The sequence below is a fragment of the Streptomyces sp. HM190 genome (genome assembly GCF_009857135.1).
In the GTDB taxonomy this organism is placed as follows: Bacteria; Actinomycetota; Actinomycetes; order Streptomycetales; family Streptomycetaceae; genus Streptomyces; species Streptomyces heilongjiangensis.
Genome location: NZ_CP047318.1, coordinates 1,938,560 through 1,962,779, shown reverse-complemented (window position 1 = coordinate 1,962,779; position 24,220 = coordinate 1,938,560). Strand labels below are relative to the sequence as shown.

Here is a 24,220-nt window from a genome sequence, read left to right as displayed (position 1 = left end):
TGCCGTCAGTCGAGGCCCTTCACCAGGCGGAAGAGGAAGTCCTGCCGGTTGCCGCTGTTGTAGCCGTACGGGTCCAGGACCAGCTCGAAGTTCCGGTGGCGCAGCACGCGGTCGGGGTAGTTCACCGACTGGAGCATCACGGCGTCCGAGTACTGCGACCGCACCGCGCAGAAGGTCGCGTCCTGCTTGAACAGGTTCGAGCCGTCGTCGTCGCCGACCCGGAGCCGGAAGTTCTGGTGCCTGACGTACCGTCCGTCCGCCATGCGGAAGGAGTAGCAGTCGGACCGGGCGAGGCCGGAGACCACCTTGAAGGTGGAGTCCTCGCGCGTCTCGCTCCCGCTGTAGGTGCCCACCGGGTCGAGGCGGATGACACCACCGCTCGCGTGCCAGTACCGGTCGGGGTAGTTGACGGCCTGTACGGACTTCCGGTTCACGGACGTCGACGGCGGCTTCTTCCCGGGCGACGACGACGTGGAGGGCTCGGGGTCCGGCTTCGCGCCGCCCTGCTGCTTCTCGTCCGATCCCGAGTCCTCGGAGCCGGAGGCGTCCTTGCCCTTGCCCTCGCCCCTGGTGCCCTCCTTGGCGCCCTGCGGCTCGGACAGCCCGCTCTTCCCGTCGGGCGCCGTGGTCGGCGACGCCGGGGGGAGGGAGAGCGGGGCGATCGGGTCGTCGGCCAGCGTGGTGCGGTCGGTGCGGGTCTGTGACGTGTCGTCAGAACCGGAGTCCTGAAGGGCGATCGCGGTCACGCACGACGACACGACGGCCAGGGCGAGCGCTCCGGCCAGCCAGAGACGGCGGGTGCCCGGTATTCGCGTGTCGTCGGGGGCGACACCGGTCTCCCACACCTTCGCGGATCTCAGCACCGGGAGGTTGGGGGTGTTCTGGTCCGGATCAGGTCCGGGCTTCGTTGGCGGCATGCGCGGTTCCCTCGGCGTCGCACAGGCGGACGCGAATTCGTCATGCGGGTCAGGGGAGGTGGTACGTGTCAACGGTGTGTGCGAACACTTGCGGTCGTCACACAATCAGGAGATTGACCGTTGAAACAGTAGTGGACCAAGGGGGGTCCGGGGAGCCCTTTCGGAGAGCGCTTCCATAACGGAACGGCCCCGAAACGGCGGCCTCTTGGGGAGACAATTCCGCGCGGGTGCGCCCGATCGGGGACGGACGGGGGCACCCGTGCCGACCCCCCGGCTCCGTGCCGACCTCGATATGTACGCCCGTACGCATCATGTGTACGCTGGTACGCATGGGATACGTGCTGCTCGGCTTCGCCATCGCCGCCGAGGTCGTCGCCACCACCGCGATGAAGTACAGCGTGGGCTTCAGCCGGGTGGGTCCGTCGCTGATCACCGTGATCGGCTACCTGATCTCCTTCGGGCTGCTCGCCCAGGCGCTCAAGTCGATGTCGATCGGCACCGCGTACGCCATCTGGGCCGGCGTCGGCACCGCCAGCGTGGCCGCGCTCGGCCTCGTTCTGTTCGGGGAGGGAATGAGCCCGGCCAAGGCCGCCGGGATCGCGCTGATCGTGGCGGGGGTCGTCGTCCTCAACCTGGGAGGCGCCCACTGATGGCCCGGCGCTACGACCCCGAGCGGCGGCAGCGGATCATCGACGCGGCGATCCGCGTCGTGGGGGAGAAGGGCATCGCCGGGCTGAGCCACCGGAGCGTGGCCGCCGAGGCGGACGTACCGCTCGGCTCCACGACGTACCACTTCAAGACCCTCGACGATCTCATGGTCGCGGCGCTGCGGCAGGCCAACGCGGGGTACGCGCGCACGGTCCTGGCCCGCGGCGCCCTCCAGGACCCGGAGGCCGACCTGGCCGCCGAACTCGCCGCGCTCGGCGGCGAATGGCTGGCCGGCGACCGTTCGGGCCTGGAGGTCGAGTACGAGCTCTACCTGGCCGCCCTGCGTCGCCCCGCCCTCCGCCCCGTCGCCGCGGAGTGGGCGGAGGGCTTCGCCGACTGCCTCGCCCTGCGCACGGATCCGGCGACCGCGCGGGCCCTGGTCGCCCTGATCGACGGGATCTGCCTCCAGGCGCTGCTGACGGGGGCGCCGTACGACGAGGCGTACGCGAGGGAGATGCTGGCGCGGGTGATCGGCTGAGCGGGAGGGCGGCCGGGCGGGAGGGTGGGAGGCTGGGCGGCGCGGTTCCACCGTCGGGGGTGCGCCGGTGGGGTGCCCGGTGGGACCTGTCCGGGTGGGGCGGCGACGCCGTGCGCGCGGTGGTTGCTGTCCGGGCCGGTCCGGCGGCTGGCACGGTTGTCCTCTCCGCGCTGTCCGCCCGCGCGGCGATGCTGTTCCCTCCCGGCCGGACGCCGCCGGGTGCCCGGCCGTCTGCCGCTCCGGAGGCTGCCCGGCTCCTGAGACGGCTGTGTGCCGGAGGGCTGCCCGGCTCCTGAGACGGCCGTGGGGCGGGTTGGCCTGGGCCGCCCCCGGGCGGTTAGGTTTCCCTCATGACCGACACGACTGCTCCTCGCACCACCGGCGCCGTGGCCGCCGGCCTCGCCACGATCGCCGCGGACGGCACTGTTCTCGACACCTGGTACCCCGCGCCCGAGCTCGCCGCCGAGCCGGGCCCGTCCGGCACCGAGCGGCTCGACGCCGAGCGGGCGGCCGAACTGCTGGGCAGCGGCGCGACGGCGGCGATCGGTCAGGACACCCGCCGCGGCGTCGAGGTCGTCGCGGTCCGTACGGTCATCTCCTCGCTCGACGAGAAGCCGGTCGACACGCACGACGCCTACCTGCGTCTCCACCTGCTCTCCCACCGCCTGGTGAAGCCGCACGGCCAGAGCCTCGACGGCATCTTCGGCCTCCTCGCCAACGTCGCCTGGACCTCGCTCGGCCCGGTCGCCGTCGACGACCTGGAGAAGGTCCGCCTCAACGCCCGCGTCGAGGGCCTGCACCTCCAGGTCACCTCCGTCGACAAGTTCCCGCGGATGACGGACTACGTGGCCCCCAAGGGCGTCCGTATCGCCGACGCCGACCGGGTCCGGCTGGGCGCGCACCTCGCCGAGGGCACCACGGTCATGCACGAGGGCTTCGTCAACTTCAACGCCGGCACCCTCGGCACGTCGATGGTCGAGGGCCGTATCTCCGCCGGCGTCGTCGTCGGCGACGGCTCCGACATCGGCGGCGGTGCCTCCACGATGGGCACGCTGTCCGGCGGCGGCAACGTCATCATCTCCATCGGCGAGCGCTGCCTGGTCGGCGCCGAGGCGGGCGTCGGCATCGCCCTCGGCGACGAGTGCGTGGTGGAGGCGGGCCTGTACGTCACCGCGGGCACCCGCGTCACGATGCCCGACGGCCAGGTCGTCAAAGCCCGCGAGCTCTCCGGCGCCTCGAACATCCTCTTCCGCCGCAACTCGGTCACCGGAACGGTCGAGGCCCGCCCGAACAACGCGGTCTGGGGCGGCCTGAACGAGATCCTGCACAGCCACAACTGATCATCGGCGGCTGGTCGGCGTCGGCCGTCCGCAGAGCGCCCTTCCCCGGCCCGAGGCCGGTCGGGAGGGCGCTCTGCGTTCGTGCTGCGGTTCGACCCGGACGATCTCGTACGGGTTGATCGGCGTGACCTTCCGGTGGGGGCGGCAGATGAACCGGTGGGACGCACAGTCCTATCAGCGGCCGAACCGACGAGATGAGGAGCCGGACAGATGAGGATCGACCGGGCGAGGACCGTGGCACGAGTACTGACCGGGGTGGTCGGCGCGGCCATGGTGTGCGGGCTGCCCGCCGGTGTCGCGCACGCCGACGAGACCAACAGGGCCTCGCACAACGGCCCCCGCATCGGGCTCGTCAACGTCGGCCAGGTCGACGACCCGATGGAGGACGTGCTGGAGCACACCCTGCTGTTCGGCGACGGCTACCGCTGGAGCTGAGTCCGCCGCCCCCACCGGAAGGCCGGGGCCCGCACCGCGTTCGCGCGCCGTGCGGGCCCCGGCCCTCGTCCGGGAACTTCTTTCGGCGCATCGGCATAGCGGGGGGCGGATCCACGCGTCACACAGAGCACAGGGGCGGGACACAGGGCCCGCCGGGGAAGAGAAGGTGACGATGGATGCCGCAGGTCAGGAGAGTTTCCGCGCGTTCGTGGCCGGGCGGTCGTCGGTACTGCTGAAGACCGCCGTCCTGCTCAGCGGCGGCGACCGGCACGCCGCCGAGGACCTGCTGCAGAACGCGCTCATCAAGGCGGCCGGCCGCTGGCAGCGGATCGACGAACCCGAGGCGTACGTGCGGCAGATCCTGTACCGGCAGCAGATCAGCCGCTGGCGGCTGAAATGGCGCCGCCGGGAGGTCACCGTCGCCGAGCTGCCCGAGAGCGGCGCCGCCGACGGGGCGGCCGGAGTGGAGCTGCGGCTGGTGATGCGCGGCGCGCTCGCCCGGCTGACCGCACGGCAGCGGGCCATGCTCGTGCTGCGCTACTTCGAGGACCTGCCCGAGGCCGACGTGGCCCGCATCCTCGGCTGCTCCGTCGGGACGGTCCGCTCCACCACCCACCGCTCCCTCGCCCGGCTGCGGGAACTCGCGCCCGAACTGGCCGGTCTCGGCCAGGCCCCGGCAGAGCAGCTGCCTTCCCGTGACTTCTCGCCCGTGGAGGTGCGTCCATGAACGTCGACGAACTGGTACGCGACTCCCTGCGGGAGCAGGCCGCCGAACAACCGCCCCTGGCCCCCGGCTTCGCCGACCGTGTGCTGGACGTGCGGCGCCGGCGCCGCACCCGCAGGATCGCCACCGTCGCCGCGACGACCGCCGCCGTGGTCGCCCTCGCGGTCGCCGTGCCGTTGCTGGAGACCGGCAAGGACGAGGTGCGGCTCGCCAGCGAGATGAACAAGAGCGACATCATCGCCCACCCCGACCAGTCGCCGCCGCGCGACCTGATCGCCGCCGGGGACGTGGCGCTGGCCGCGTACTTCACGTACTCCACCGTCAGGACGTCGAAGGACACCGCGGTCCGGCAGCGCACGTACCGGATCCTCGACCAGCGGACCGGCAAGTACGTGGAGGACGACCGCTGGTCCATGGTCTCGGTCGCCCCCGGCATGCGGACCGCCGCCGTCCTGGAGCGGGACCTGCCGGTCAAGCGGATCGGGCTGCTCGACCTGCTCACCGGCGAGGTGGACCGCTGGATCCCGGTCGAGCGGGGCGTCGCGGGCGTCGCGTTCTCGTCCGACGGCGGCAAGCTCGTCGCGACCACGTACAACGCGAACCCCGACCTGCTGACCAGGCAGGACTACGACTCCAACGGTGACGGCAAGAAGAACGACTACGAACCCGACCATACGACGTCCCACCGGACCGGGTTCTCCGTCGTGGACGTCGGCTCAGGGAAGGCCGACTGGCGCAAGGTCGTCTCCGAGGACCGGCAGGGGATCGTCAACGCCCGCCAGGACTTCGCCTTCAGCGGAGACGGCACGTCGGTGTACACCGGGCTCACCATGGAACCGCACCAGCAGTTCTACGACCTCAAGGGCAGGAAGGTCCCCACGCCGCCGGACGAGAGGTATTTGCACTGGTCGGTGGACGCGCGGCTCTCCCCGGACGGCAGGCTCGCGGCCGGCGACTTCGCGGGCGACGCCAGGACCACCGCCTCGTGGATCCTCGACCCCCGCACCGGCAAGCACCTCCACAAGGTGCGCGGACAGCAACTGCTCGCCTGGGTCGACAACAAGCGGCTCATCGCGTGGGACATCACGCCCGGGGACAACGAGTTCCACAACGCCCTGGTGCTCGTCACCATCGGCAGCGACAGGACGCTCCCGCTCAGCGGCGCCCGCAAGGGCAACGACGGTGCCGCCGGACGCTGGACCCCGGTCTTCGCCACCCGCTGACCGCCGGGGCGCGCCTCAGGGGGCGGTCAGTTCCTCGTACGACCGCAGCAGCCCGTCGGCCACCTCCCGGCCGGCGGGCCGCAGCGGTGCCCGGACCGGGCCCGCGGGCAGGCCGAGCCGCCCGAGCAGTGCCTTCGCCGTGACGGCGCCGGGCAGCCCCGACGCCATCATCGCCTCCGTGAGCGGGATCGCCGCCCGCTGCAGGCGCGCCGCCGCCGCGGTGTCGCCCGCGTCGAACGCGTCGACGATCGACCGGAAGTGACGGGGCACCACGCCCGCGACCGTGCCGATGTAGCCGGCGCCGCCGAGCGCGTACAGCGCCAGGACGTACTCGTCGCAGCCCGTGTAGTACGCCAACTCCGTCTCCGCCAGCACCTTCTGGGTGCCGAGCAGGTCGTACGCGCAGTCCTTCACCGCCACGATCCGGGGGTGGGCCGCGAGCCGGATCATGGTCGCCGGCTCGATCCGGGTGCCCGTGCGGCCGGGAATGTCGTACAGGGCGAGCGGGAGGCCGCAGCGGTCGGCGAGTTCACGGAAGTGTGCCTCGACGGCGTCCTGCGGGGGCCTGCTGTAGTACGGGGTGACCGCCAACAGGCCGTCCGCGCCCGCCTTCTCGGCGGCCAGGGCCAGTTCCACGGTGTGCCGGGTGTCGTAGGTGCCGACGCCCGCCACGATCGCGGCCCGGTCCCCGACCGCCGCCCGGACCGCGCGGATCAGCTCCGCCTTCTCCGCGTCCGTCGTCGTCGGCGCCTCACCCGTCGTACCGGACAGGACCAGGCCCTCGCAGCCCTCCGCCACCAGCCGGTCGGCGAGCCGCTGCGCCCCGTCGAGGTCGAGCGCTCCGCTCGCGGTGAACGGGGTGATCATCGCGCAGAGGGCGCGGCCGAAGGGGGCGGGGCGGTGCGTCGTGGTGGTCATGGGGGTCGTGCCGGTCATGGGGGTAGAGGTCGTCATGGGGGTAGAGGTCGTCATGGGGGTAGTGGCGGTCATGGGGGTAGTGTCGGCGTGCACATGGTGAAGCTCCACTTAATTCTTCTACGGTGCATGCGTAAGCGTTGCTACGAGGAGGAGGTGTGCGGCCTCGGTGCACCCGTGCGGCGGGCTCACATCGCCGCGCGAGCCGGCGAACCTTTCCGGTCACAGCACTAGCGTGGGTCGGTCCGGGTACTCGGGGTCTCCCGAGATGTGAGGAGGCGGAACTGTGACCGGGACCCTTGAAACCAGGCCGGACCGAGCCGCGCGATCCGGGGCGCGGGCGCGCACGCAGGATCACCACTCCGTGAGCGAACTGGTGGGACAGGCCACCGAACAGCTCTCCCTGCTCGTACGCCAGGAGATGGCGCTGGCGAAGAAGGAGCTGGCCGAGAAGGGGCGGCGCGCGGCGCGCGGCGGCGGGCTGCTGGGCGCGGCCGGAGCCGTCGCCTACGTCGGGTTCATGACGATGGCCGGCGCCGCCGTCGCGGCGTTCTCCCTGGTCGTGGACGTGTGGGCCGCCGCGCTCATCGTGATGGGCGTGCTGTTCGTGATCGCGGCGGTACTGGCCGTGGTCGGGCGCGTCCAGCTCAGGCGGGCGACCCCGCCCAAACCGGAACGGGCGCTCGACAGCGTCAAGGCGGACGTCGACGAGATCAAGGGAAGGGCACGGCGATGATGATGGCCATGGGTGCGTCCGGGGGTGCGAAGGGGTGGGCGGAAACCAAGGAGAGCATCGGGGCGAAGGGCCCCGATGAACTCCGCCGGCAGATCGAGCTGACCCGGTCCCGGCTCGGCGACACGGTCGAGGAACTCGCGGGCAAGGCCGATGTGAAGGCGCGCGCCCGGGCGCGTATGCACTCCGTGCGGGAGCGTCTGCCGCGGGAGGCGGTCATCGTGGGCGGGGCGGGGGCGGCCGTCGTGGCGACCGGCGTCTTCGTGTGGCGCCATTACCACCACTAGGACCACCACCGGCCACCACCAGGACCACCACCGGCCCGTCGCACGCCGCCCTCAGCCGGTCGGCTCGACGTCCCGCGACGGCGTCGTCCGGGCCCGCGCCGCCCGCAGGGCCCGGAGGCGCGGGGGCCAGGTGCGGGTGTCGCGGGGCTCGACGTACGGCTCCTCCGAGGGTGGACGGCCCTGGACGATGGCGCGTTCGCGGGCCAGCTCGGCGTCGAACTCCAGGCCGAGGAGGATCGCGAGATTCGTTGCCCCCGACTCCGGCGTCGTCCCCTTCCCCGTTCCCGCCCCCCTGTTCGCCTGCGCGGCGTCGGACCGCTTCTCGTCCATGACCGTGCGGGTCTCCCGAAATCGGGCCGCGAATCGCCGAGTTGAGCCGGATCACGCGCAGGGGGCCGACGAGCAGGTCCGCGAGGCCACCGGGGCGCGCCGTCATCGTCGCCGTCACGTCGACATCGAGTTCGCCTGAAAGGCGGCACCCGCCGAACATTCGATCCGTCTGGACAAAAAAAGTTTTCGGTGGGACCGTGGAGTCATGTGGGACGTCACCGTGATCGAGGACCCGGAAGCCGCCGCCGTGTCGCTGGACCCCGTACGGGCCCGGCTGCTGGCGGAGCTGGCGGCCGGCCCGGCGAGCGCCGCGATGCTGGCCGGAAAGGTCGGGCTGCCCCGCCAGAAGGTGAACTACCACCTCAAGGCGCTGGAGCAGCACGGCCTGGTCGAGCTGGCGGAGGAGCGCCGCAAGGGCAATGTGACCGAGCGGCTGATGCGGGCGACCGCCGCGTCGTACGTGATCTCGCCGCTCGCGCTCGCCGCCGTGCAGCCGGACCCGGACCGCTTCCGGGACCAGCTCTCGGCGCGCTGGCTGCTCGCCCTCGGCGCCCGGCTCGTCCGTGACGTCGGGTCGCTGATCACCGGCGCGGCCAAGGCGCGCCGGCGGCTCGCGACCTACGCGCTCGACGGCGAGGTCACCTTCGCCTCGGCCGCCGACCGCGCCGCGTTCGTACGGGAGCTGACGGCCGGGGTGAGCGCCCTCATCCGCAAGTACGACGCCCCCGACGCCGAGGGCGGCCGGGCGCACCGCGTCGTCGTCGCCGTCCACCCCACGATCACGCGTCCGCCAGGGACCGCGGCGGAGGGTGCGGCCGACGTCGAGGCAGGCACCGGGGCCGAGGTTGGACGCCTGGCCGATCCTCCGGCCGACCGCCCGGCCCGGCCCTCCACGGACCTTTCGATCGAACCCCCGACCGAGCCCCCGGCCGAGCCCCTGACCGAGCCCCCGGCCGAACCCCCGGCCGGGAAGCCCGCCCCCGAATCGCACCAGTAGTACTCAGGAGCCACCATGTCCAAGGAATTCGAGATCGCCCGCGAGTTCGAGGTCGATGCCACGCCCGAGCAGGTGTGGGACGCCGTCACCAGTGGAACCGGTGGTTGGCTGTGGCCGACCGAGGCGCCCGAGCCGCGGGCCGGCGGCGCGGGGCCCTTCGGGTCCGAGGTCGTCGCCTGGGAGCCGCCGCACCGCTACACCAACCGGGTGGAGGACGTCGAGGGCATCTCCCAGCAGACCCTCAACCAGCTCGACTACACGATCGAGCCGCGCGACGAGGGCCGCCGCGCCTGGGTGCGGTACGTGCACAGCGGCATCTTCGTCGACGACTGGGACAACCAGTACGACGCCGCCGGCCGGCACACCGACTTCTATCTGCACACCCTGCGCCAGTACCTGACGCGCTTCGCGGGCCGCCCGGTCACCGCCTTCGCCACCTTCGACGGACCCGAGGCGTCCTCGGCCGCCGACGCGTTCACCGCCGTCGCACGGGCGCTCGGCCTGGCCGACGACACCGCCGAGGGCGCGCGCGTCCAGGTGGAGGGGCCCGACGGGAAGCCCCTGGACGCGGTGGTCGACTACCGCAACCCCTACTTCCTCGGGCTGCGCACCGACGACGCCCTCATCCGCTTCTTCGGCCGCAACCACTGGGGCCACCCCGTCGGCATCAGCGTCCACGACTTCGCGCCGGGTGCCGACGCCGAGGCCGACGAGACCGCGTGGAAGGGCTGGCTGAACGGCGTGTTCAGCCAGCCCTGAAAGCCCCGGAACCCTCAGCGGGTCACGGGCGGAACCGCAGCACCGACGGGTCGTGGTCGCTGATCTGGTCGTGGAACTCGGCGTTGATGTGCACGCTGTCGTACGTGAACGCGCAGGAGCGGCGGATCGACGGGCTGACCAGGATCTGGTCGAGGACCTGCGCGTTGCCCTGGTAGACGTAGGAGTAACGCTCGCTCTTCGGCAGCGACTTGACCGCCGACCACAGCACGCCGCCGTCCTCCAGCAGCTTGGCGGTGTCGGAGAACTCGAAGTCGTTGATGTCGCCGAGGGCGATCACGTTCGCGTTCCGCTGCTTCGCCAGGATCTCCTTGACGAACGTGTTCACCGCGGTCGCCTGGAGGTGGCGCTGCGCCTCCGAGCTGCGCGCCGGCGGCTGGAACTGCGAGTGCAGCGCCTGGTCCCCGCCCTTGGACGCGAAGTGGTTCGCGATGACGAACACCGACTCGCCGCGGAAGGAGAACTCGCCGACGAGCGGCTTGCGGCTGTCGGTCCAGGCGGCGTTCGCCGGGTCGACACGACCGGGCGAGACCGTCAGCCGGGCCTTGCCGTACGCCTTCGTCACCCCGGCCGCGGTGGTGGCGTCGCCGCCCGCTCGGTCGGTGAAGGAAACCCGCTCGGGGTTGAACAGGAACACCTGGCGGATGTTGCCGCCGGGCTGGCCGCCGTCCGCGAGGTCGACCGGGTCGATGGAACGCCAGTCGTACGTCGGGCCGCCCGCCGCCGCGATGGCGTCGATCAGCTTGCCCACCGTCTGGTCGGCGGCGACCGTGCCGTCGTTCGTCGCTCCGTTGTTGTCCTGGATCTCCTCCAGGGCCACGATGTCGGGCGACCTCAGGTGGTTCACGATCGCGGCCGCGTGGGCGGCGAACGTGGTGTCGGAGGGGTCCAGGTTCTCGACGTTGTACGTCGCCACCGCCAGCTCGCCGCGCGCCTGCTTGCGGGTCGTCTCGCGCTCCAGGCCGCCCTGCTCCAGGGTGCCGAGCTTGTCGGCGACGAGCGTGTAGCCGCCGAACTGGTTGTAGTCCAGCGGGCCCGCGGTGGCGCCCTTCAGCACGTCGCCCACGTCCGCCGTCGGGAAGTCGGCGGCCGAGCCCAGCGACTGGATCTTCAGCCTTCCCGTGTTCTGCGAGGTGTAGGAGCCGTAGACGGTGCCGCCGCGCCTGCTGGCGTTCTCCCGCGGCTTGACCGTGACCCACAGCTCGGTGAAGGAGTTGCTGGCGGTGACCACCCGGGCGTCGGAGACCTGGACGTTCATGCCCTCCAGGGACTCGTAGTAGTCCAGGGCGTAGGCCGCGGGGTCGAGGGTGAGCCCGTTGACCGAGCCGTTCGCGGCGGTGTCGCCGGCCGGGGTGTACGCCTTCGGCACGGACGCGGCGTCGATCACGGTCGCGGCCGGGACGTCGTTGCCGCTGGAGACCACGGTGACGGTGGGGCGGGAGAGCTGGGTGACCGACTGGTTTCCGGACGAAGTCCCACCCGGCACGAACTCGCCGACCGTGCCCGACACCGTGACCGCGTCGCCCACGGAGACCTTCGGCGTGGAACTGGTGAAGACGAAGATGCCCTCGCTCGTGGCCGGGCTGTCGTCCGCCCGGGTGTCCTGCATCCAGAAGCCGCGCGACGAACCGTAGGTCCGGACGCCGGTGACGATGCCCTCGACACCGGTGACCTGTCGGCCGACGAGCGGCGAGGTTCGCGTGGTGCCCTGGATGTCGTGGATGCGTATGGTGTCCGCCGCCGCGGGCGAGGTCAGGGCCACGGTGGAGACCGTGGAGCAAAGGGCGGCGACGGTCAGCGCGCCGATGCGCGCGGTTCTCTTGCTCGGCAAGGGGATCCCTCCGGGGACGTACATGGGCGCCGGGACGAGGGTGGACGGGGGTGGCCAGGTACCGGTGGGGCGGTGTGACGCGCGTAGAACGCCGGAGCGCCCGAGGGGGCGCCCAGGGGAGGCCGGGGTCTCGCCCCCGTAGCTACCCGTGAGTTTCTACGCGCGTCAATCTCCAGCCTGGTCAGGCCACTTGTCAAGGTTTCGGCCACGTCCGACTCCTGGCGGTTACATGAACCGGGCGGCATGGGTGGAAATCCGTCTAGGCTGAGCGGCTGCCGAGGTGGTGCGCGGACCGGCCCCGCCTCGCCATCGTTGATGCTTGTTCCGCACACCGCTCACCGTCGTTCGTCCCCGAGGAGAACCCCGCCGATGTCAGACAGCTCGCCACTGCCGCCGGTGCGGCTCCGCTCCGAGGCGGAACTGGCGCGGGACGCGCTCGCCACCCCGCTGCTCTCGCGCGCCGCGCGACTCGCCCGCTGGGCCGGGCCGGAGACGCGGGTGGGCGCCGGGGGCGAACTCGTCGACGAACAACTGCCCGCCGCGGCCGAGGCGCTCGGGCTCACCGGCGGGGCAGCCGCCGCCGGGGGCGCCACCGGGACCGTGGCCGGGGGCGGCGCGGAGGGCGTCACCGCCGAGGAGGCGGCGGCGCTGGCGAGCGAGGCGTGGCGGGTGGCCGTCGACACCGGACTCGTCGAGATCGTGGACCACGACCACGACCAGGACCAGGACGAGGGCCAGGACCAGGGCGAGGAGGGGAGCGCGGTCAGGACTGGTGACGCGCTCGCGCTCCTCACCTCCGGCGCGCCCCGCGACGTCCTCACCGTGTGGCTCGGCGCACTGGACGCCGCGCTGGCCGATGCGAGCGTGCCCGAACTCGACGGCCTCGTCGACGCCATGGAGTCCGGCGGCGAGATCGGTTTCGCCGAACTGGACTGGGACCCCGACGCCGAGGCGGAGTTCCTCGACGGGGTGCTCGGCAACCTCTACCTCCTCACCGTCAGCGAGGACGGACCCGGCGACGGGCCGGTGCCGCTGCCCGCCCTCGCCGCGTCGATGATCGTGCCTGACGACATGGGGGAGCCCACCAACGACGTCCTGGAGCAGGTGTCGGACGCGATGATGCGGCTCGACGACCAGTTCCGGGTGCTGGAGCCGGTCGGTCTGGTGGAGTACCAGCCGGTGGACGAGGCTCTCATGAGGGACACCGAGGAGGACGCGGCCGCGGGCGACACCGCGACCGCCGAGGGCACCGGGGACGCTCCGGTCGTCGACGACACCGATGTCACCCGGTACGGCATGGTGCGGCTCACCCCGCTCGGGCTGTACGGGATGCGGGCGCGCCTCCAGGAGGCGGGGCTCGTGGCCCCCGCCGTGGGGGACCTCGCCGACAAGGGCGCGGACGTCCTGCTCGACGGCACCGCCGAGTACCCGCCGGGGGCGGCCCTCGCCGAGACCGAGCAGTGGCTGGCCCGCCATGAACCGCTGGCCGCCGCACGCGAGTTGCTCGCCGCCGCCCGGGGGGCCGACCAGGGGGCGCCGTTGCGGCGGCTGCGCTGCCAGCAGGCGCTGTCCCTGGTGGGCGCCGCCGCGGAGCCCGCGCTGCGGGAGGTGCTCGACGACGCGGAACTGGGCGGGCTCGCCCGGGTGTGGCTCACCGAGCGGGGAGCGGCCGAGGTGCCGCCACCGTCCGAGGAGATGGTGTTCTGGCTGACCATCGACACGGTGGCCGCGCAACTGGCGGCCGAGGGGAACTCGGCGGAGCTGCGGGGGCTGGTGGAGGGGCTCGCCCAGCAGCACCGGGGGTTCTTCGACGCGGCGTGGCGGGTGGGGCATCCGGCCACGGCGGATGTGCTGGAGGCGATGGGGCGGATCCATCCCGACAAGCGGGTGGCGAAGGAGGCACGGAAGGCGGCGTTCAAGGCGCGGTCGCAGAAGGGGGAGTGACGGCTGCCGGGCGCCGTGTGGCCCGGGGACGCGGGTTCGTCGGGTGAGTGCGGGCGGATGGGGGCGCGTGCGGGCGGACGGGGGCTGATCGCGCCCCCGCGGCGGAGCCGCGTGTGTCACCACCCCGCGCCTCTGGAGTGGGCCCGCGGCCCGCCCTCCCCCCGAAAAGCACGAGGCGCAGCGCCCGTCGCTTCTCAGGGGCGCGGGGAACTGCGCGAACGACCCCCGCCCGCCCCCACCGGTACTCACCCGACAACCCCGGTCCTCCGACTCCTCCCGCGGTGTTCAACGCGCGTTCAGGCGAGGGCGGGACAGTGCGGCGCGAAGCTTCGGTCCGCCCCCCTCCACGGTCCTCCCCTCGCACGCCTCCCACCGCACGCAGGAGACAGCATGTCGCTCACCCGCAGGGACTTCGCCAGTCGATCCGCGGCCACCGGCGCCGGTGTCGCGCTGGCCGGCACCGTGGGCGCCCTCGCCACCGCGCCGAACGCCCTCGCGGCGACGGACACCGCCGCGCACCACACGGACGGCGCCGACCCCGACGCCTCCGACGGCCGGGGGGCGCACCGGCACGGCGGGGTCGGCTACGGGCCCCTCGTCCCCGACCCCGAGGGGATCCTCGCGCTGCCGGCCGGGTTCACGTACCGGATCCTCACCCACAGCGGGCGGACCCGACTGGAGTCCGGGGAGTTCACCCCGGGCAAGCACGACGGCACCGCCGCGTTCCCCGGCCCCCGGGGCACCACCCTGCTCGTCAACAACCACGAACTGAAGGGACCCCGCGCCAACTGGCCGTACCCGGTGCCGCTCACCGAGGGGCTCGTGTACGACCCCGCCGCGTCCGGCGGCTGCACGGTCGTGGAGGTCCGCCCCGACGGCCGGGTCGCCGAGTGGGTGGGCATCGCGGGCACCTCCACCAACTGCGCGGGCGGCAGCACCCCGTGGGGCACCTGGCTCACCTGCGAGGAGAACTCCGACCGGGCCGGCGTCAACGGCATGACCAAGGACCACGGCTACGTCTTCGAGGTCGATCCCTGCGACCGGCGCGCCAACCGCGACCCGAAGCCCCTGAAGTTCTTCGGCCGTTACGACCACGAGGCCGTCGTCATCGACCCCCGGCGCGGCCACGCCTACCTCACCGAGGACGCCTCCGGCCCCAACGGCCTCCTCTACCGCTGGACCCCGCCGAAGGGCTTCACCTACGGTCCCCGCAGGTTCCGGACCCTCGCCGACGACGCGGGAGTCCTCCAGGCACCCAAGTGCTACGACTCCGGCGGCCGTTTCGTCGACGACCTCTCCCGCGCCACCAGGGTCGGCACCGTCTACGGCGTCGACTGGGTCGACGTCCCCGACCGGGACGCGCGGACCGTCGCCGTGCGCAAGCAGTTCGACGAGATCACCCGTGCCCGCAAGCTGGAGGGCATGTGGTGGGGCGACGGCGGCGCCTACATCGTCTCCTCGTACGCCCGCGCGGAGAGCCCCGGTGCCGCGCACGACGGCCAGGTCTGGTTCTACGACCCCAAACGCCGCACCCTCACCCTGAAGGTCCTGCTCGGCGTGAACCCGGCCCCGTCCGCCGACGGCGCCCTCGACGGCCCCGACAACATCACCGTCTCCCCCTACGGCGGCATCGTCATCGCCGAGGACGGCGAGGGCGTCCAGCACCTGTTCGGCGCCACCGACAGCGGCCGTACGTATCCGATCGCCCGCAACGACCTGAACATCGGCACCGAGGAGGAGCCGGAGTACAGCGAGTTCGCCGGCGTCACCTTCTCGCCCGACGGAAAGACCCTGTACGCCAACATCCAGACGCCGGGCATCCTGCTGGCCATCACCGGCCCCTGGAAGCGGCAGAAGCGGTAATCGAACAATTCGTTCGCCCACCCGCGACCGTCCTCCTAGAGTGATGCACTTCCAGGTGCGAAGGCAGGACCTGCTTCCACTCATAATGGGGCGGTCGCGGGTTCGAGTCCCGCCGCCGGCACAACACGCCGGTGTAGCTCAGGGGTTAGAGCACCTACGTCGGTTCCGCCGAACTCGATCTCTGGACACCCACAACTTCATGCACCTCCCGGTGCGCGGGCTGCGGCTCCTTCTTCTGCCAAGAGAATCCAAGCCGCCGCCACCTTGATCTCGGGAGGCGCGGCACACGGTGGATGCCCGGTGCGCAGGCAGCGGATACTTCGGGAACCGGTGAGGGAATTCCCTCGTGCGGGTTCGAATCCCGTCATCGGTCCAGGGCCGATGTGGCGGAAAGGAAGACGCGCCGGTCTACAGCGCCCGCCGCCGACCCGGACCTCGGGCATCTTCCATCTGTCGCGCCTCCCTCCGAAAAACAATCACGCACCACGTGCGAAGGAATTCGGGGGAATTCACCATGGCGCGGTTCAACACCAGCTGCCCGGCCGGACCCTGGTCCTGGTCGACCGCTCGGGCTCGATGTTCTTCTCGCGCCTGACCGACCGCTCGTCCCTCACCTACGCGGACGCCGCGGCGATCTTCGGTACGGCGCTCGCGCTGCGGGCGGCGGACGCGGATCTCGTCGAGTTCGGCACCACGAGCCGGCCGGTGTCGCTCCGCAAGGGCGAGTCGGTGCTGAAGATCCTGGAGCGCTTCGGCGACCTCGGCGGCACCGACACCACCGAGGCGGTGCGGCGGCACTACCGCAAGCACGACCGGGTGCTGATCGTCACCGACGAGCAGGCCACGTACAGCCACTACGGCGACCCGACCGCCCGGATCCCGGCCCACGTGCCGGTCTACACCTGGAACCTCGCCGGTCACCGGGCGGGCCACGGCCCCTCCGGCACGGCGAACCGCCACACCTTCGGCGGCCTCTCGGACGCGGCGTTCCGGATGGTCCCGCTGCTGGAGGCGGCACGGGACGCCGACTGGCCGTGGAACCGCTGACGACAGGAAGACCGACCACGGGGGACAGGGCGGGACGACGCCCCGAGTGTGGCCCGTGTCCCAGCAGGGCCACGGGCCACACTCTTGTTCGGCCCCCGAACTGACATCTAACATTTCAGTTCATGGACGCCATACGACCGGTGAGCCGCACCCTGCTGAGGGACCGCGCCTACCGCGCCATCCGGGACGCCATCGTGGCCGGGGAGATCGAACCCGGCGCGGTGGTGCGGGACGCCGAGTTCGCGGAGCGGCTGGGGCTGTCCCGCGCGCCGGTGCGGGAGGCGTTCTCGCGGCTGGTGGACGAGGGACTGCTGGAGAGCAAACCGCAGAGCTACACACGGGTGACGCCGGTCGTGGCCGCCGAGGTGCGCGACGCCGCCGCCGTGGTCGGCGCGATGCACGAGCTGGCCACCCGGGTCGCCGTGCCCCGGTTGTTCGCCGCGGACGTGGAGACGATGCGCTCCGCCAACGCGCGGTTCGCCGCGGCGGTCCGCGCGGGTGACGTCGACGCGGCCCTGGACGCCGACGACGAACTCCACGACGTCCTCGTCCGGGTGAGCGGCAACCGCGCCGCCGCCGCCACTGTCGCCCGCTACACCCCGCTCATCCGCCGGCTGGAGCGACGCCGCTTCGGCGAGGGCGGCAACTGCCGCTCGGCCGGACTGCACGACCGGCTGATCGACGCCTGCGCGGCCGGTGACACGGACGAGGCGGTCATCGTCACCGCCGAGATCTGGCGCGGCCTCGCGGCCCTCGCCGACGAACCGGACGAACCCGGGGCCCGCCCCGCCACCGGCGCCGGGTCCCCGCCCGCCGCCGGGCCCCAGGCGCCACCCGCCACCGAACCCGACGGCGGACTTCCCGCCGAAGCCGCCGCCGGCTACGCAGAGCCCGCCACCGGCGTGGACCACCGACCCTGACCCCGGGAGGACCCGTGTCCCTTGCTTCCTACGAGCGCTACCCGCTCCTCTTCGGGCCCTCGCCCGTGCACCGGCTGGAACGCCTGACCGCCCACCTCGGCGGCGCCTCCCTGTGGGCCAAGCGGGAGGACTGCAACTCCGGCATCGCTTATGGCGGCAACAAGACCCGCAAGCTGGAGTACCTGGTCGCCGACGCGCTAGCCCAGGGCTGCGACACCCTGGTGTCCATCGGCGGGGTGCAGTCCAACCACACCCGCCAGGTCGCGGCCGTCGCCGCCCGCGCCGGACTCAGGTGCGTGCTCGTGCAGGAGAGCTGGGTGGAGTGGCCCGACGCCGTGTACGACAAGGTCGGCAACATCCTGATCAGCAGGCTCGCCGGCGCGGACGTACGGCTGGTCCAGGCCGGGTTCGGCATCGGCTTCAAGGAGAGCTGGGAGCTGGCTCTCCGGGAGGTCGAGGAGTCGGGCGGCAAGCCGTACGCGATCCCGGCCGGCGCCTCCGACCACCCCCTCGGCGGTCTCGGCTTCGCCTCCTGGGCCCACGAGGTCGCCGAACAGGAGCGGGAGCTGGGCGTCTTCTTCGACACGATCGTCGTCTGCTCGGTCACCGGATCCACCCAGGCCGGCATGGTCGCCGGGTTCGCGGCGCTGGAGGAGGCCGGGGGACGGCCCCGCCGGGTCCTCGGCATCGACGCCTCCGCCAAGCCGGACACCACCCGCGCCCAGATCGCGCGCATCGCCCACCGCACCGGCCGGCTCATCGGCGTCAAGCGCGAGCTGACCGAGGCGGACGTGGAACTGGACGAGCGCTACCATGCCGGGATCTACGGTGTCCCCGACGACGCCACCCTCGTCGCCATGCAGCTCGCCGCCCGCACCGAGGGCATGATCACCGACCCGGTCTACGAGGGGAAGTCGATGGCCGGGATGATCGACCTCGTCGAACGCGGCGAGATCCCCGAGGACTCGACCGTCCTCTACGCCCATCTCGGCGGCCAGCCCGCGCTGAACGCGTACAGCGGCGTCATCCAGTGACGCGGTGACGGGACGGGGGGCGGATCCGGTCAGTCCGGATCCGCCCTTGTGACGTTCCCGCCCTTCTGACGTTCCCGTCCCTCGGCGTCCCGCCCTCGACGTCCCTCGACGTTCCTCGGCGTCCCGCTCCTCGTCTCCGCCGGGTCAGAGCGCCTGGGCCGCCGGCTTCACCATGCCCCGGACCGTGCGGGACTTCACGAAGTCACCCATGGCCGTCATCTCCCACTCGCCGGAGAACTGGCGGATCAGCTTGGCCATCATCACGCCCGTCTGCGCCTCGGCGTTGGTGAGGTCGAAGCGGACGAGTTCCTCGCCGCTGGCGGCGTCCAGCAGGCGGCAGTAGGCCTTGGCGACCTCGGTGAACTTCTGGCCGGAGAAGGAGTTGACCGTGAAGACCAGGCCGGTGACCTCCTGGGGGAGCCGGCCGAGGTCGACCACGATCACCTCGTCGTCCCCGCCGCCCTCGCCCGTGAGGTTGTCGCCGGAGTGCTTGATCGCGCCGTTCACGATCGAGAGCTTGCCGAAGTAGCAGCTGTCGATGTGGTTGCGCTGCGGGCCGTACGCGATCACCGACGCGTCCAGGTCGATGTCCTTGCCCCGGTACGCGGGCTCCCAGCCGAGGCCCATCTTGACCTGGGAGAGCAGCGGGCGGCCGCCCTTGACCAGGGAGACCGTCTGGTTCTTCTGGAGGCTGACCCGGCCCTTGTCCAGGTTGATCTTCCCGGCGCCCGGAACGGGAGGGGCCGGCGGGGCGGGCGGCGCCATGGCGGGCGGGGCCGGCGGGGTCACCGGGGTCTGCAGGGTGGGAGTGGGCGGAGCCACCGGCCGGGCCGGGGCCGCGGGCTGGGCGGGGGCGGGCTCCTCCACCGTGACGCCGAAGTCCGTCGCGATGCCGGCCAGGCCGTCGGCGTACCCCTGGCCGACGGCGCGGGCCTTCCAGGCGCCGTTGCGCCGGTAGATCTCCACGATCACCAGGGCCGTCTCCGTGCCGAGCTGCGGCGGGGTGAACGTGGCGATCACCGAGCCGCTCGCGGCGTCCCGGACGGTGGCGGTGGGCTCGATGCCCTGGAAGGTCTGGCCGGCCGCGTCCGGGCTCGCCGTGACGACGATCTTCTCGATGCCCGGGGGGAGGGCCGTGGTGTCGACCGTGATCGAGTCGGGGGTCGCACCGCCGCCCGAGCGGTACGTCACGCCCGGACCGCTCGGCTGGTTGTAGAAGATGAAGTCGTCGTCCGAGCGCACCTTGCCGTCGGCGGTGAGCAGCAGGCCCGATACGTCGAGCCGCACGGGGGCGGAGACGTCCACCGCGACACGGGGAACGGGCAGCGGGATGTTCGAGCCGGGGGTCATAGCTGTCATGCGTGGTGAACGATTCAAGCCGCTTTACCGTTCCCTTACCCAGCGGGCCGGGCCGCCGTTCGGGTCAGCGGCGGTCGCGGGGGGTGCTCCCGGGGCCCGCCGCGGCCTCGGCGAGGAGGCGGCCGGCGCGTGTGCGGCCCCGGGGACGCGGCATGCCCAGGACCGCGGGGCGGGCAGGGGCGGGCACCCCGGTGCGTACCGGCCGGGGTGCCCGCCCCGGTCCTACGGCACCACGACGATCTTCCGGCCCGCGCCCGACGCGAACCGGTCCAGCGCCTCGGGGTAGCGGTCCAGCGGCACCCGGTCGCTGATGAGGACATCCGGGTCGAGCACCCCGTTCGCGAACAGTTCCGCCGCGCGTTCGAAGCTGTGGAGGACCGCCATCGAGCCGGTGATGGTGATCTCCTGGTTGTAGATCCGGTACGGGTCGATCGTGACTCGCGTCGCGTAGTCGGCCACGCCGAACTGGAGGAACGTGCCCGCCTTGGCGACCCGGTCCAGGCCGTCCTGGATCGCGGCGGCGTTGCCGGTGGCGTCCACCACCAGGTCCCAGCCCTGCGGCCGGTCCAGCTCGTCGGGGTTCGCGGCCGCCCCCGAGACCCCCAGGCGGCGCGCCGTCTCCAGCCGCGCGGGGTTCACGTCCACGACGTCCACGCTCGCCGCGCCGGTCCGCTTGGCCAGCTCCAGCATCATCAGGCCCATCGTTCCCGAGCCGTAGATCAGCACATGGGCGCCGAGGCGGGACCTGAGCACGTCGTAGCCGCGTACCGCGCAGGACAGGGGCTCCACCAGTGCCGCGTCCTGGGTGCGGACGTGGTCCGGCAGCTTCACGCAGTTCGCCACGGGCGCCACCGCGTACTCCGCGGCGCCGCCCGCCGTGGTGACACCGATCGCGGCCCACCGCTCGCAGAGGTTGTTGTGACCGGTGCGGCAGTAGCGGCACTCGTGGCAGTACAGGGACGGGTCCACCGCCACCCGGTCGCCGGTGGTCAGCTCGGTGACCCCGCCGCCCACGGCCACGACCTCGCCCGCGAACTCGTGGCCCGGCACGATGGGCAGCTCGGGCGCGAACTCGCCCTGGAGGATGTGCAGGTCGGTGCCGCACAGGCCGCACGCGGCGACCCGGACGACGACGTCGCGGGGGCCCGGCGCCGGGTCCGGGACCTCGGTGACGACGGCCTTGCCCACGGACTCGATGACGGCGGCCTTCATTTGACGGCTCCCAAGGACAGGCCCTGGACCAGTTTGTCCTGGGCGGCGAACCCCGCGGCGAGCACCGGCAGGGAGATGACGAGGGACGCGGCGCACACCTTCGCCAGGAACAGGCCCTGGCTGGTGATGAAGCCGGTGAGGAAGACGGGCGCGGTCTCGGCCACGACACCCGTCAGCACCCGCGCGAACAGCAGCTCGTTCCAGCTGAAGATGAAGCAGATCAGCGCGGTCGCGGCGATCCCCGGAGCGGCGATCGGCGCCACCACCCGCCTCAGCACCGTCGGCAGACGGGCGCCGTCCAGCTGGGCCGCCTCGATCACCGCGACCGGCACCTCCGCGAGGAAGGACCGCATCATCCACACGGCGATCGGCAGGTTCATGGAGGTGTGGAGGACGACGAGCAGCCAGATGTTGTCGAGCAGGCCCGCGTTCTTCGCGAAGAGGTAGATCGGGAGGAGGCCCGCCACCACCGGCAGCATCTTGGTGGAGAGGAAGAAGAACAGCACGTCCGTCCACTTGCGGACCGGGCGGATCGACAGGGCGTACGCCGCGGGGAGCGCCAGCAGCAGGACGAGCAGGGTCGACACCAGGGACGCCACCGTCGAGTTGATGAGGGCGGGCCAGGGGCTCGCGCCGCCGTCCACGCCGAAGAACTCGCGGTAGCCGTCCAGGGTCAGGGCGGCGGCGAAGGACGGCGGGTTGGTCGCCGCGTCCGACTCCGAGTGGAAGGACGTCAGCGCCATCCACGCGATGGGCAGGAAGAAGACGATCCCGGCGAACCAGGCCAGCAGACCGGGAGCGTTGCGTCGTACGGCGTTCATGAGCGCCCCGCCTCCTCGCGGAACAGCGACGAGACCACGCGCAGCGCGAACGTCGCGATGATGATCGAGCCGATGACGACCAGCACGCCGGCCGCCGAGGCGAGGCCGTTCTCGTGGGCCTGGTAGAAGGTCTGGTAGACGGTGTACGGCAGGTTCGCCGTGCCCAGGCCGCCGGAGGTGATCGTGAAGACGGCGTCGAAGTTCTGGACGATGTAGATGGAGCCCAGCAGGGCGCCGAGTTCGAGGTAGCGGCGCAGGTGCGGCAGGGTCAGGTGGCGGAAGATCTGCCAGTCGCTCGCGCCGTCGACGCGGGCCGCCTCGATCTGCTGGTGGTCGCGGGACTGCAGGCCCGCCAGCAGGATCAGCATCATGAACGGCGTCCACTGCCACACCAGCGAGGCCTCCACCGCGAGCAGCGGCGTCGCGGAGATCCAGTCGGGCTGCGGGCCGCCGACGTAGTGGAGCAGACCGTTGAACAGGCCGTACTCCGGGTTGTAGAGGACGTGCTTCCACAGCAGGGCCGCCGCCACCGGGACCACCAGGAACGGGGCGATGAGCAGGGTGCGGACCAGGCCCCGGCCGGGGAACCTCCGGTCCAGCAGCAGGGCCAGCAGCAGGCCCAGGACCAGGCTGGCCAGGACCACCGCGACCGTCAGCAGGACCGTCGTCCACACCGAGCGGCGCAGGTCGGGGTCGGTGAGGACCTCGCCGTAGTTGGCGAGGCCGGCGAAGCTCCGGGCGTCTGGGTAGAGGGAGTTCCAGTCGAAGAAGGAGATCACCAGCGTGGCCACGAACGGCAGTTGGGTCACGATGATCAGGAAGACGAGGGCGGGCAGGAGCGGGGCGCGGGTCGCCCAGGCCCGCAGCCGCTCGCCGGACCCGCTCCGGGCGCGTACGGGTGTCGCCGTCCTCGGCGCTGTCGTGGTCGCGGTCATCGTCCCTCGTACTCCTCGGATATCTGCTCGGCGAGCGCCTGTGCCTTGCGCAGGGCCGACTTCACGGACTGGCGTCCGGCGATGGCCGCGCTGATCTCCTGGGAGACCTTGGTGCCGAGGTCGGTGAACTCGGGGATGCCGACGAACTGGATGCCGGGCGCGGGCCGCGGCTGCACGCCCGGATCGGTGGGCCGGGCGCCCTCGATGGCCTCGCGGGTCATCTCCTGGAAGGCGGCGGCCTCCGCGCGGTAGTCGGGGTTCGCGTACGTCGACTTCCGTTTGCCGGCGGGCACGTTGGACCAGCCGATCTCGTCGCCGACCAGTTCCTCGTACTCCTTGCCGGACGCCCAGGAGACGAACGTCCAGGCCTTGTCGGGGTTGCGGGAGGCCTTCTGGATGCCCCAGGCCCAGGTGTAGAGCCAGCCGGAGGACTCGGTCCGCTCGACCGGCGCCGGTACGTAGCCGATGTCCCCCTTCACGGGGGAGCCGTCGGCCTCCAGGGAACCGGCGGCGGAGGTGGCGTCGTACCACATGGCGACCTTGCCCTGGGTCATGTTGTTCAGGCACTCGGCGAAGCCGGACTGGGCGGCCCCGGCCTCGCCGTGCTCGCGGACGAGGTCGACGTAGAACCGGGTGGCCCGCTCGAACTCGGGAGAGTCCAGGCGCGCCTTCCAGTCCTTGTCGAACCAGGTGCCGCCGAAGGTGTTCACGACCGTGGTCAGGGGAGCCATGACCTCGCCCCAACCGGGCAGGCCGCGCAGACAGATGCCCTTCATGCCGGGTTCGGCGCCGTCCGCCTTCGCGGCGAGGTCGGCGACCTGCCGCCAGGTGGGGCGCTCCGGCATGGTGAGCCCCCGCTCGGCGAACACGTCCTTGCGGTACATCAGGAAGGACGACTCGCCGTAGAAGGGCTGCCCGTAGAGCCTGCCGTCGTCGCCCGTCAGGGACTGGCGCATCGGCTTGAGGATGTCCCCCTGGTCGAACGCGCGGTCCTGCGCGACGTACGGGTCCATCTCCTCCAGCCAGCCGTTCCTGGCGTAGATCGGTATCTCGTAGTTGCTGAGTGTCGCCACGTCGTACTGGCCGGCCTGGTTGGCGAAGTCCTGGCTGATCTTGTCGCGGACGTCGTTCTCCGGCAGGACGGTGAAGTTCACCTCGATGCCGGTCCGCTTCGTGAAGTGCGCGGCCGTGAGCTTGCGCAGCTCCTGCATCTGCGGGTTGTTGACCATCAGTACGTTGATCGAGTCGCCGCCGGATCCCGCCCCGCCCGCTCCGGTCCAGCAACCGGAGAGAAGCGGGGCGAGCAGCGTCCCTGCGGCGACCGCGGCGAGTGCTGCGCGCGGCCTCCGTCGGCTCGGGGTTCGCATGTGATCGCTCCTGGACATAGGGG

General features: G+C 72.0%; 21 protein-coding genes and 3 pseudogenes. 15 read left to right on the top strand and 9 right to left on the bottom strand.

Going from position 1 to position 24,220, the window contains the following annotated elements; genetic code table 11:
- Nucleotides 1-5: 5 nt before the first annotated feature.
- Nucleotides 6-917: an AbfB domain-containing protein gene (locus GSY65_RS08125; protein WP_236579718.1), complete on the bottom strand. Its 912-nt coding sequence runs from the start codon at nucleotides 915-917 to the stop codon at nucleotides 6-8.
- Nucleotides 918-1,246: 329 nt separating this feature from the next.
- Here GSY65_RS08125 and GSY65_RS08120 point away from each other — a divergent pair, with 329 nt between their 5' ends.
- The 6 genes from GSY65_RS08120 (at nucleotide 1,247) to GSY65_RS08095 (ending at nucleotide 5,825) form a co-directional block, all read left to right on the top strand.
- Nucleotides 1,247-1,567 carry a DMT family transporter gene (locus GSY65_RS08120; RefSeq protein ID WP_159766677.1) on the top strand — a complete coding sequence of 107 codons (321 nt, stop codon included), beginning with the start codon at nucleotides 1,247-1,249 and terminating at the stop codon, nucleotides 1,565-1,567.
- A complete protein-coding gene (locus tag GSY65_RS08115; protein ID WP_159766676.1) occupies nucleotides 1,567-2,103 on the top strand; it encodes a TetR/AcrR family transcriptional regulator in 537 nt (178 codons plus the stop codon). Before GSY65_RS08120 ends, GSY65_RS08115 begins: the two co-directional genes overlap by 1 nt.
- Nucleotides 2,104-2,453: 350 nt before the next feature.
- Nucleotides 2,454-3,443 carry a 2,3,4,5-tetrahydropyridine-2,6-dicarboxylate N-succinyltransferase gene (gene dapD / locus GSY65_RS08110; protein ID WP_159766675.1) on the top strand — a complete coding sequence of 330 codons (990 nt, stop codon included), beginning with the start codon at nucleotides 2,454-2,456 and terminating at the stop codon, nucleotides 3,441-3,443.
- Between the two features lie 210 nt (nucleotides 3,444-3,653).
- On the top strand, nucleotides 3,654-3,878 hold the full coding sequence (locus GSY65_RS08105; protein WP_159766674.1) for a hypothetical protein: 225 nt from the start codon (nucleotides 3,654-3,656) through the stop codon (nucleotides 3,876-3,878).
- A gap of 172 nt (nucleotides 3,879-4,050) precedes the next feature.
- Nucleotides 4,051-4,605 (top strand): SigE family RNA polymerase sigma factor, encoded by a 555-nt coding sequence (locus GSY65_RS08100; RefSeq protein ID WP_159766673.1) that lies wholly within the window; start codon nucleotides 4,051-4,053, stop codon nucleotides 4,603-4,605.
- Nucleotides 4,602-5,825, top strand: coding sequence for a WD40 repeat domain-containing protein (locus GSY65_RS08095; protein WP_159766672.1), 1,224 nt, complete (start codon nucleotides 4,602-4,604; stop codon nucleotides 5,823-5,825). Before GSY65_RS08100 ends, GSY65_RS08095 begins: the two co-directional genes overlap by 4 nt.
- Nucleotides 5,826-5,840: 15 nt before the next feature.
- Here the strand turns inward: GSY65_RS08095 and dapA are convergent, their stop codons facing one another.
- Entirely contained in the window at nucleotides 5,841-6,743 is a 903-nt protein-coding gene (dapA, locus tag GSY65_RS08090; protein ID WP_201452774.1) for a 4-hydroxy-tetrahydrodipicolinate synthase, read from the bottom strand.
- Nucleotides 6,744-7,026: 283 nt separating this feature from the next.
- Between dapA and GSY65_RS08085 the strand changes: the two genes are divergently transcribed.
- Nucleotides 7,027-7,476 (top strand): phage holin family protein, encoded by a 450-nt coding sequence (locus tag GSY65_RS08085; RefSeq protein WP_159766671.1) that lies wholly within the window; start codon nucleotides 7,027-7,029, stop codon nucleotides 7,474-7,476.
- An 8-nt stretch (nucleotides 7,477-7,484) separates the two neighbouring features.
- The gene (locus GSY65_RS08080) at nucleotides 7,485-7,760 is read left to right on the top strand and encodes a DUF3618 domain-containing protein (protein WP_159766670.1); all 276 of its coding nucleotides are present in this window, start codon (nucleotides 7,485-7,487) and stop codon (nucleotides 7,758-7,760) included.
- Between the two features lie 51 nt (nucleotides 7,761-7,811).
- Here GSY65_RS08080 and GSY65_RS08075 read toward each other — a convergent pair.
- A pseudogene (locus tag GSY65_RS08075) lies at nucleotides 7,812-8,009 on the bottom strand (ribonuclease BN); the annotation flags it as partial.
- A 286-nt stretch (nucleotides 8,010-8,295) separates the two neighbouring features.
- Between GSY65_RS08075 and GSY65_RS08070 the strand changes: the two are divergent.
- A complete protein-coding gene (locus tag GSY65_RS08070) occupies nucleotides 8,296-9,087 on the top strand; it encodes an ArsR/SmtB family transcription factor (protein WP_159766669.1) in 792 nt (263 codons plus the stop codon).
- Between the two features lie 15 nt (nucleotides 9,088-9,102).
- Entirely contained in the window at nucleotides 9,103-9,846 is a 744-nt protein-coding gene (locus tag GSY65_RS08065) for an SRPBCC family protein (protein WP_159766668.1), read from the top strand.
- A gap of 22 nt (nucleotides 9,847-9,868) precedes the next feature.
- On the opposite strand, the gene GSY65_RS08060 is transcribed toward GSY65_RS08065, so the two are convergent.
- Nucleotides 9,869-11,695: an endonuclease/exonuclease/phosphatase family protein gene (locus GSY65_RS08060; RefSeq protein WP_159766667.1), complete on the bottom strand. Its 1,827-nt coding sequence runs from the start codon at nucleotides 11,693-11,695 to the stop codon at nucleotides 9,869-9,871.
- A gap of 369 nt (nucleotides 11,696-12,064) precedes the next feature.
- On the opposite strand from GSY65_RS08060, the gene GSY65_RS08055 reads away from it, so the two are divergent.
- The 5 genes and pseudogenes from GSY65_RS08055 to GSY65_RS08035 all read left to right on the top strand — a co-directional run bounded on the left by GSY65_RS08055 (nucleotide 12,065) and on the right by GSY65_RS08035 (nucleotide 18,503).
- Nucleotides 12,065-13,639: a hypothetical protein gene (locus GSY65_RS08055; protein WP_159766666.1), complete on the top strand. Its 1,575-nt coding sequence runs from the start codon at nucleotides 12,065-12,067 to the stop codon at nucleotides 13,637-13,639.
- 390 nt (nucleotides 13,640-14,029) lie between these two features.
- Nucleotides 14,030-15,502 (top strand): alkaline phosphatase PhoX, encoded by a 1,473-nt coding sequence (locus tag GSY65_RS08050; protein ID WP_159766665.1) that lies wholly within the window; start codon nucleotides 14,030-14,032, stop codon nucleotides 15,500-15,502.
- 534 nt (nucleotides 15,503-16,036) lie between these two features.
- Nucleotides 16,037-16,549: pseudogene (locus GSY65_RS08045) on the top strand (TROVE domain-containing protein); the annotation flags it as partial.
- 122 nt (nucleotides 16,550-16,671) lie between these two features.
- A pseudogene (locus GSY65_RS08040) lies at nucleotides 16,672-17,310 on the top strand (GntR family transcriptional regulator); the annotation flags it as partial.
- Between the two features lie 173 nt (nucleotides 17,311-17,483).
- Nucleotides 17,484-18,503, top strand: a complete 1,020-nt coding sequence (locus tag GSY65_RS08035; protein ID WP_159766664.1) for a 1-aminocyclopropane-1-carboxylate deaminase — start codon at nucleotides 17,484-17,486, stop codon at nucleotides 18,501-18,503.
- Between the two features lie 144 nt (nucleotides 18,504-18,647).
- On the opposite strand, the gene GSY65_RS08030 is transcribed toward GSY65_RS08035, so the two are convergent.
- From GSY65_RS08030 to GSY65_RS08010, 5 genes are all read right to left on the bottom strand, one after another.
- Nucleotides 18,648-19,853: a TerD family protein gene (locus GSY65_RS08030; protein WP_201452773.1), complete on the bottom strand. Its 1,206-nt coding sequence runs from the start codon at nucleotides 19,851-19,853 to the stop codon at nucleotides 18,648-18,650.
- 231 nt (nucleotides 19,854-20,084) lie between these two features.
- Nucleotides 20,085-21,074 carry a zinc-dependent alcohol dehydrogenase family protein gene (locus GSY65_RS08025; RefSeq protein WP_159766662.1) on the bottom strand — a complete coding sequence of 330 codons (990 nt, stop codon included), beginning with the start codon at nucleotides 21,072-21,074 and terminating at the stop codon, nucleotides 20,085-20,087.
- Nucleotides 21,071-21,895, bottom strand: a complete 825-nt coding sequence (locus GSY65_RS08020) for a carbohydrate ABC transporter permease (protein ID WP_159766661.1) — start codon at nucleotides 21,893-21,895, stop codon at nucleotides 21,071-21,073. Before GSY65_RS08020 ends, GSY65_RS08025 begins: the two co-directional genes overlap by 4 nt.
- Entirely contained in the window at nucleotides 21,892-22,830 is a 939-nt protein-coding gene (locus GSY65_RS08015; protein ID WP_159766660.1) for a carbohydrate ABC transporter permease, read from the bottom strand. The genes GSY65_RS08020 and GSY65_RS08015 overlap by 4 nt, the downstream gene beginning before the upstream one ends.
- The gene (locus GSY65_RS08010; protein WP_159766659.1) at nucleotides 22,827-24,197 is read right to left on the bottom strand and encodes an ABC transporter substrate-binding protein; all 1,371 of its coding nucleotides are present in this window, start codon (nucleotides 24,195-24,197) and stop codon (nucleotides 22,827-22,829) included. The genes GSY65_RS08015 and GSY65_RS08010 overlap by 4 nt, the downstream gene beginning before the upstream one ends.
- Nucleotides 24,198-24,220: the final 23 nt, after the last annotated feature.

Bases quoted from the DNA above. Each gene is read 5' to 3' on its own strand.
- GSY65_RS08050 (WP_159766665.1), top strand. From the start codon at position 14,030: ATGTCGCTCACCCGCAGGGACTTCGCCAGTCGATCCGCGGCCACCGGC.
- GSY65_RS08055 (WP_159766666.1), top strand. From the start codon at position 12,065: ATGTCAGACAGCTCGCCACTGCCGCCGGTGCGGCTCCGCTCCGAGGCG.
- GSY65_RS08015 (WP_159766660.1), bottom strand. From the start codon at position 22,830: ATGACCGCGACCACGACAGCGCCGAGGACGGCGACACCCGTACGCGCC.
- GSY65_RS08065 (WP_159766668.1), top strand. From the start codon at position 9,103: ATGTCCAAGGAATTCGAGATCGCCCGCGAGTTCGAGGTCGATGCCACG.
- GSY65_RS08025 (WP_159766662.1), bottom strand. From the start codon at position 21,074: ATGAAGGCCGCCGTCATCGAGTCCGTGGGCAAGGCCGTCGTCACCGAG.
- GSY65_RS08010 (WP_159766659.1), bottom strand. From the start codon at position 24,197: ATGCGAACCCCGAGCCGACGGAGGCCGCGCGCAGCACTCGCCGCGGTC.
- GSY65_RS08095 (WP_159766672.1), top strand. From the start codon at position 4,602: ATGAACGTCGACGAACTGGTACGCGACTCCCTGCGGGAGCAGGCCGCC.
- GSY65_RS08100 (WP_159766673.1), top strand. From the start codon at position 4,051: ATGGATGCCGCAGGTCAGGAGAGTTTCCGCGCGTTCGTGGCCGGGCGG.
- GSY65_RS08020 (WP_159766661.1), bottom strand. From the start codon at position 21,895: ATGAACGCCGTACGACGCAACGCTCCCGGTCTGCTGGCCTGGTTCGCC.
- GSY65_RS08030 (WP_201452773.1), bottom strand. From the start codon at position 19,853: ATGACCCCCGGCTCGAACATCCCGCTGCCCGTTCCCCGTGTCGCGGTG.
- GSY65_RS08070 (WP_159766669.1), top strand. From the start codon at position 8,296: ATGTGGGACGTCACCGTGATCGAGGACCCGGAAGCCGCCGCCGTGTCG.
- GSY65_RS08105 (WP_159766674.1), top strand. From the start codon at position 3,654: ATGAGGATCGACCGGGCGAGGACCGTGGCACGAGTACTGACCGGGGTG.
- GSY65_RS08115 (WP_159766676.1), top strand. From the start codon at position 1,567: ATGGCCCGGCGCTACGACCCCGAGCGGCGGCAGCGGATCATCGACGCG.
- dapA (WP_201452774.1), bottom strand. From the start codon at position 6,743: ATGACCACCACGACGCACCGCCCCGCCCCCTTCGGCCGCGCCCTCTGC.
- dapD (WP_159766675.1), top strand. From the start codon at position 2,454: ATGACCGACACGACTGCTCCTCGCACCACCGGCGCCGTGGCCGCCGGC.
- GSY65_RS08125 (WP_236579718.1), bottom strand. From the start codon at position 917: ATGCCGCCAACGAAGCCCGGACCTGATCCGGACCAGAACACCCCCAAC.
- GSY65_RS08080 (WP_159766670.1), top strand. From the start codon at position 7,485: ATGGGTGCGTCCGGGGGTGCGAAGGGGTGGGCGGAAACCAAGGAGAGC.
- GSY65_RS08120 (WP_159766677.1), top strand. From the start codon at position 1,247: ATGGGATACGTGCTGCTCGGCTTCGCCATCGCCGCCGAGGTCGTCGCC.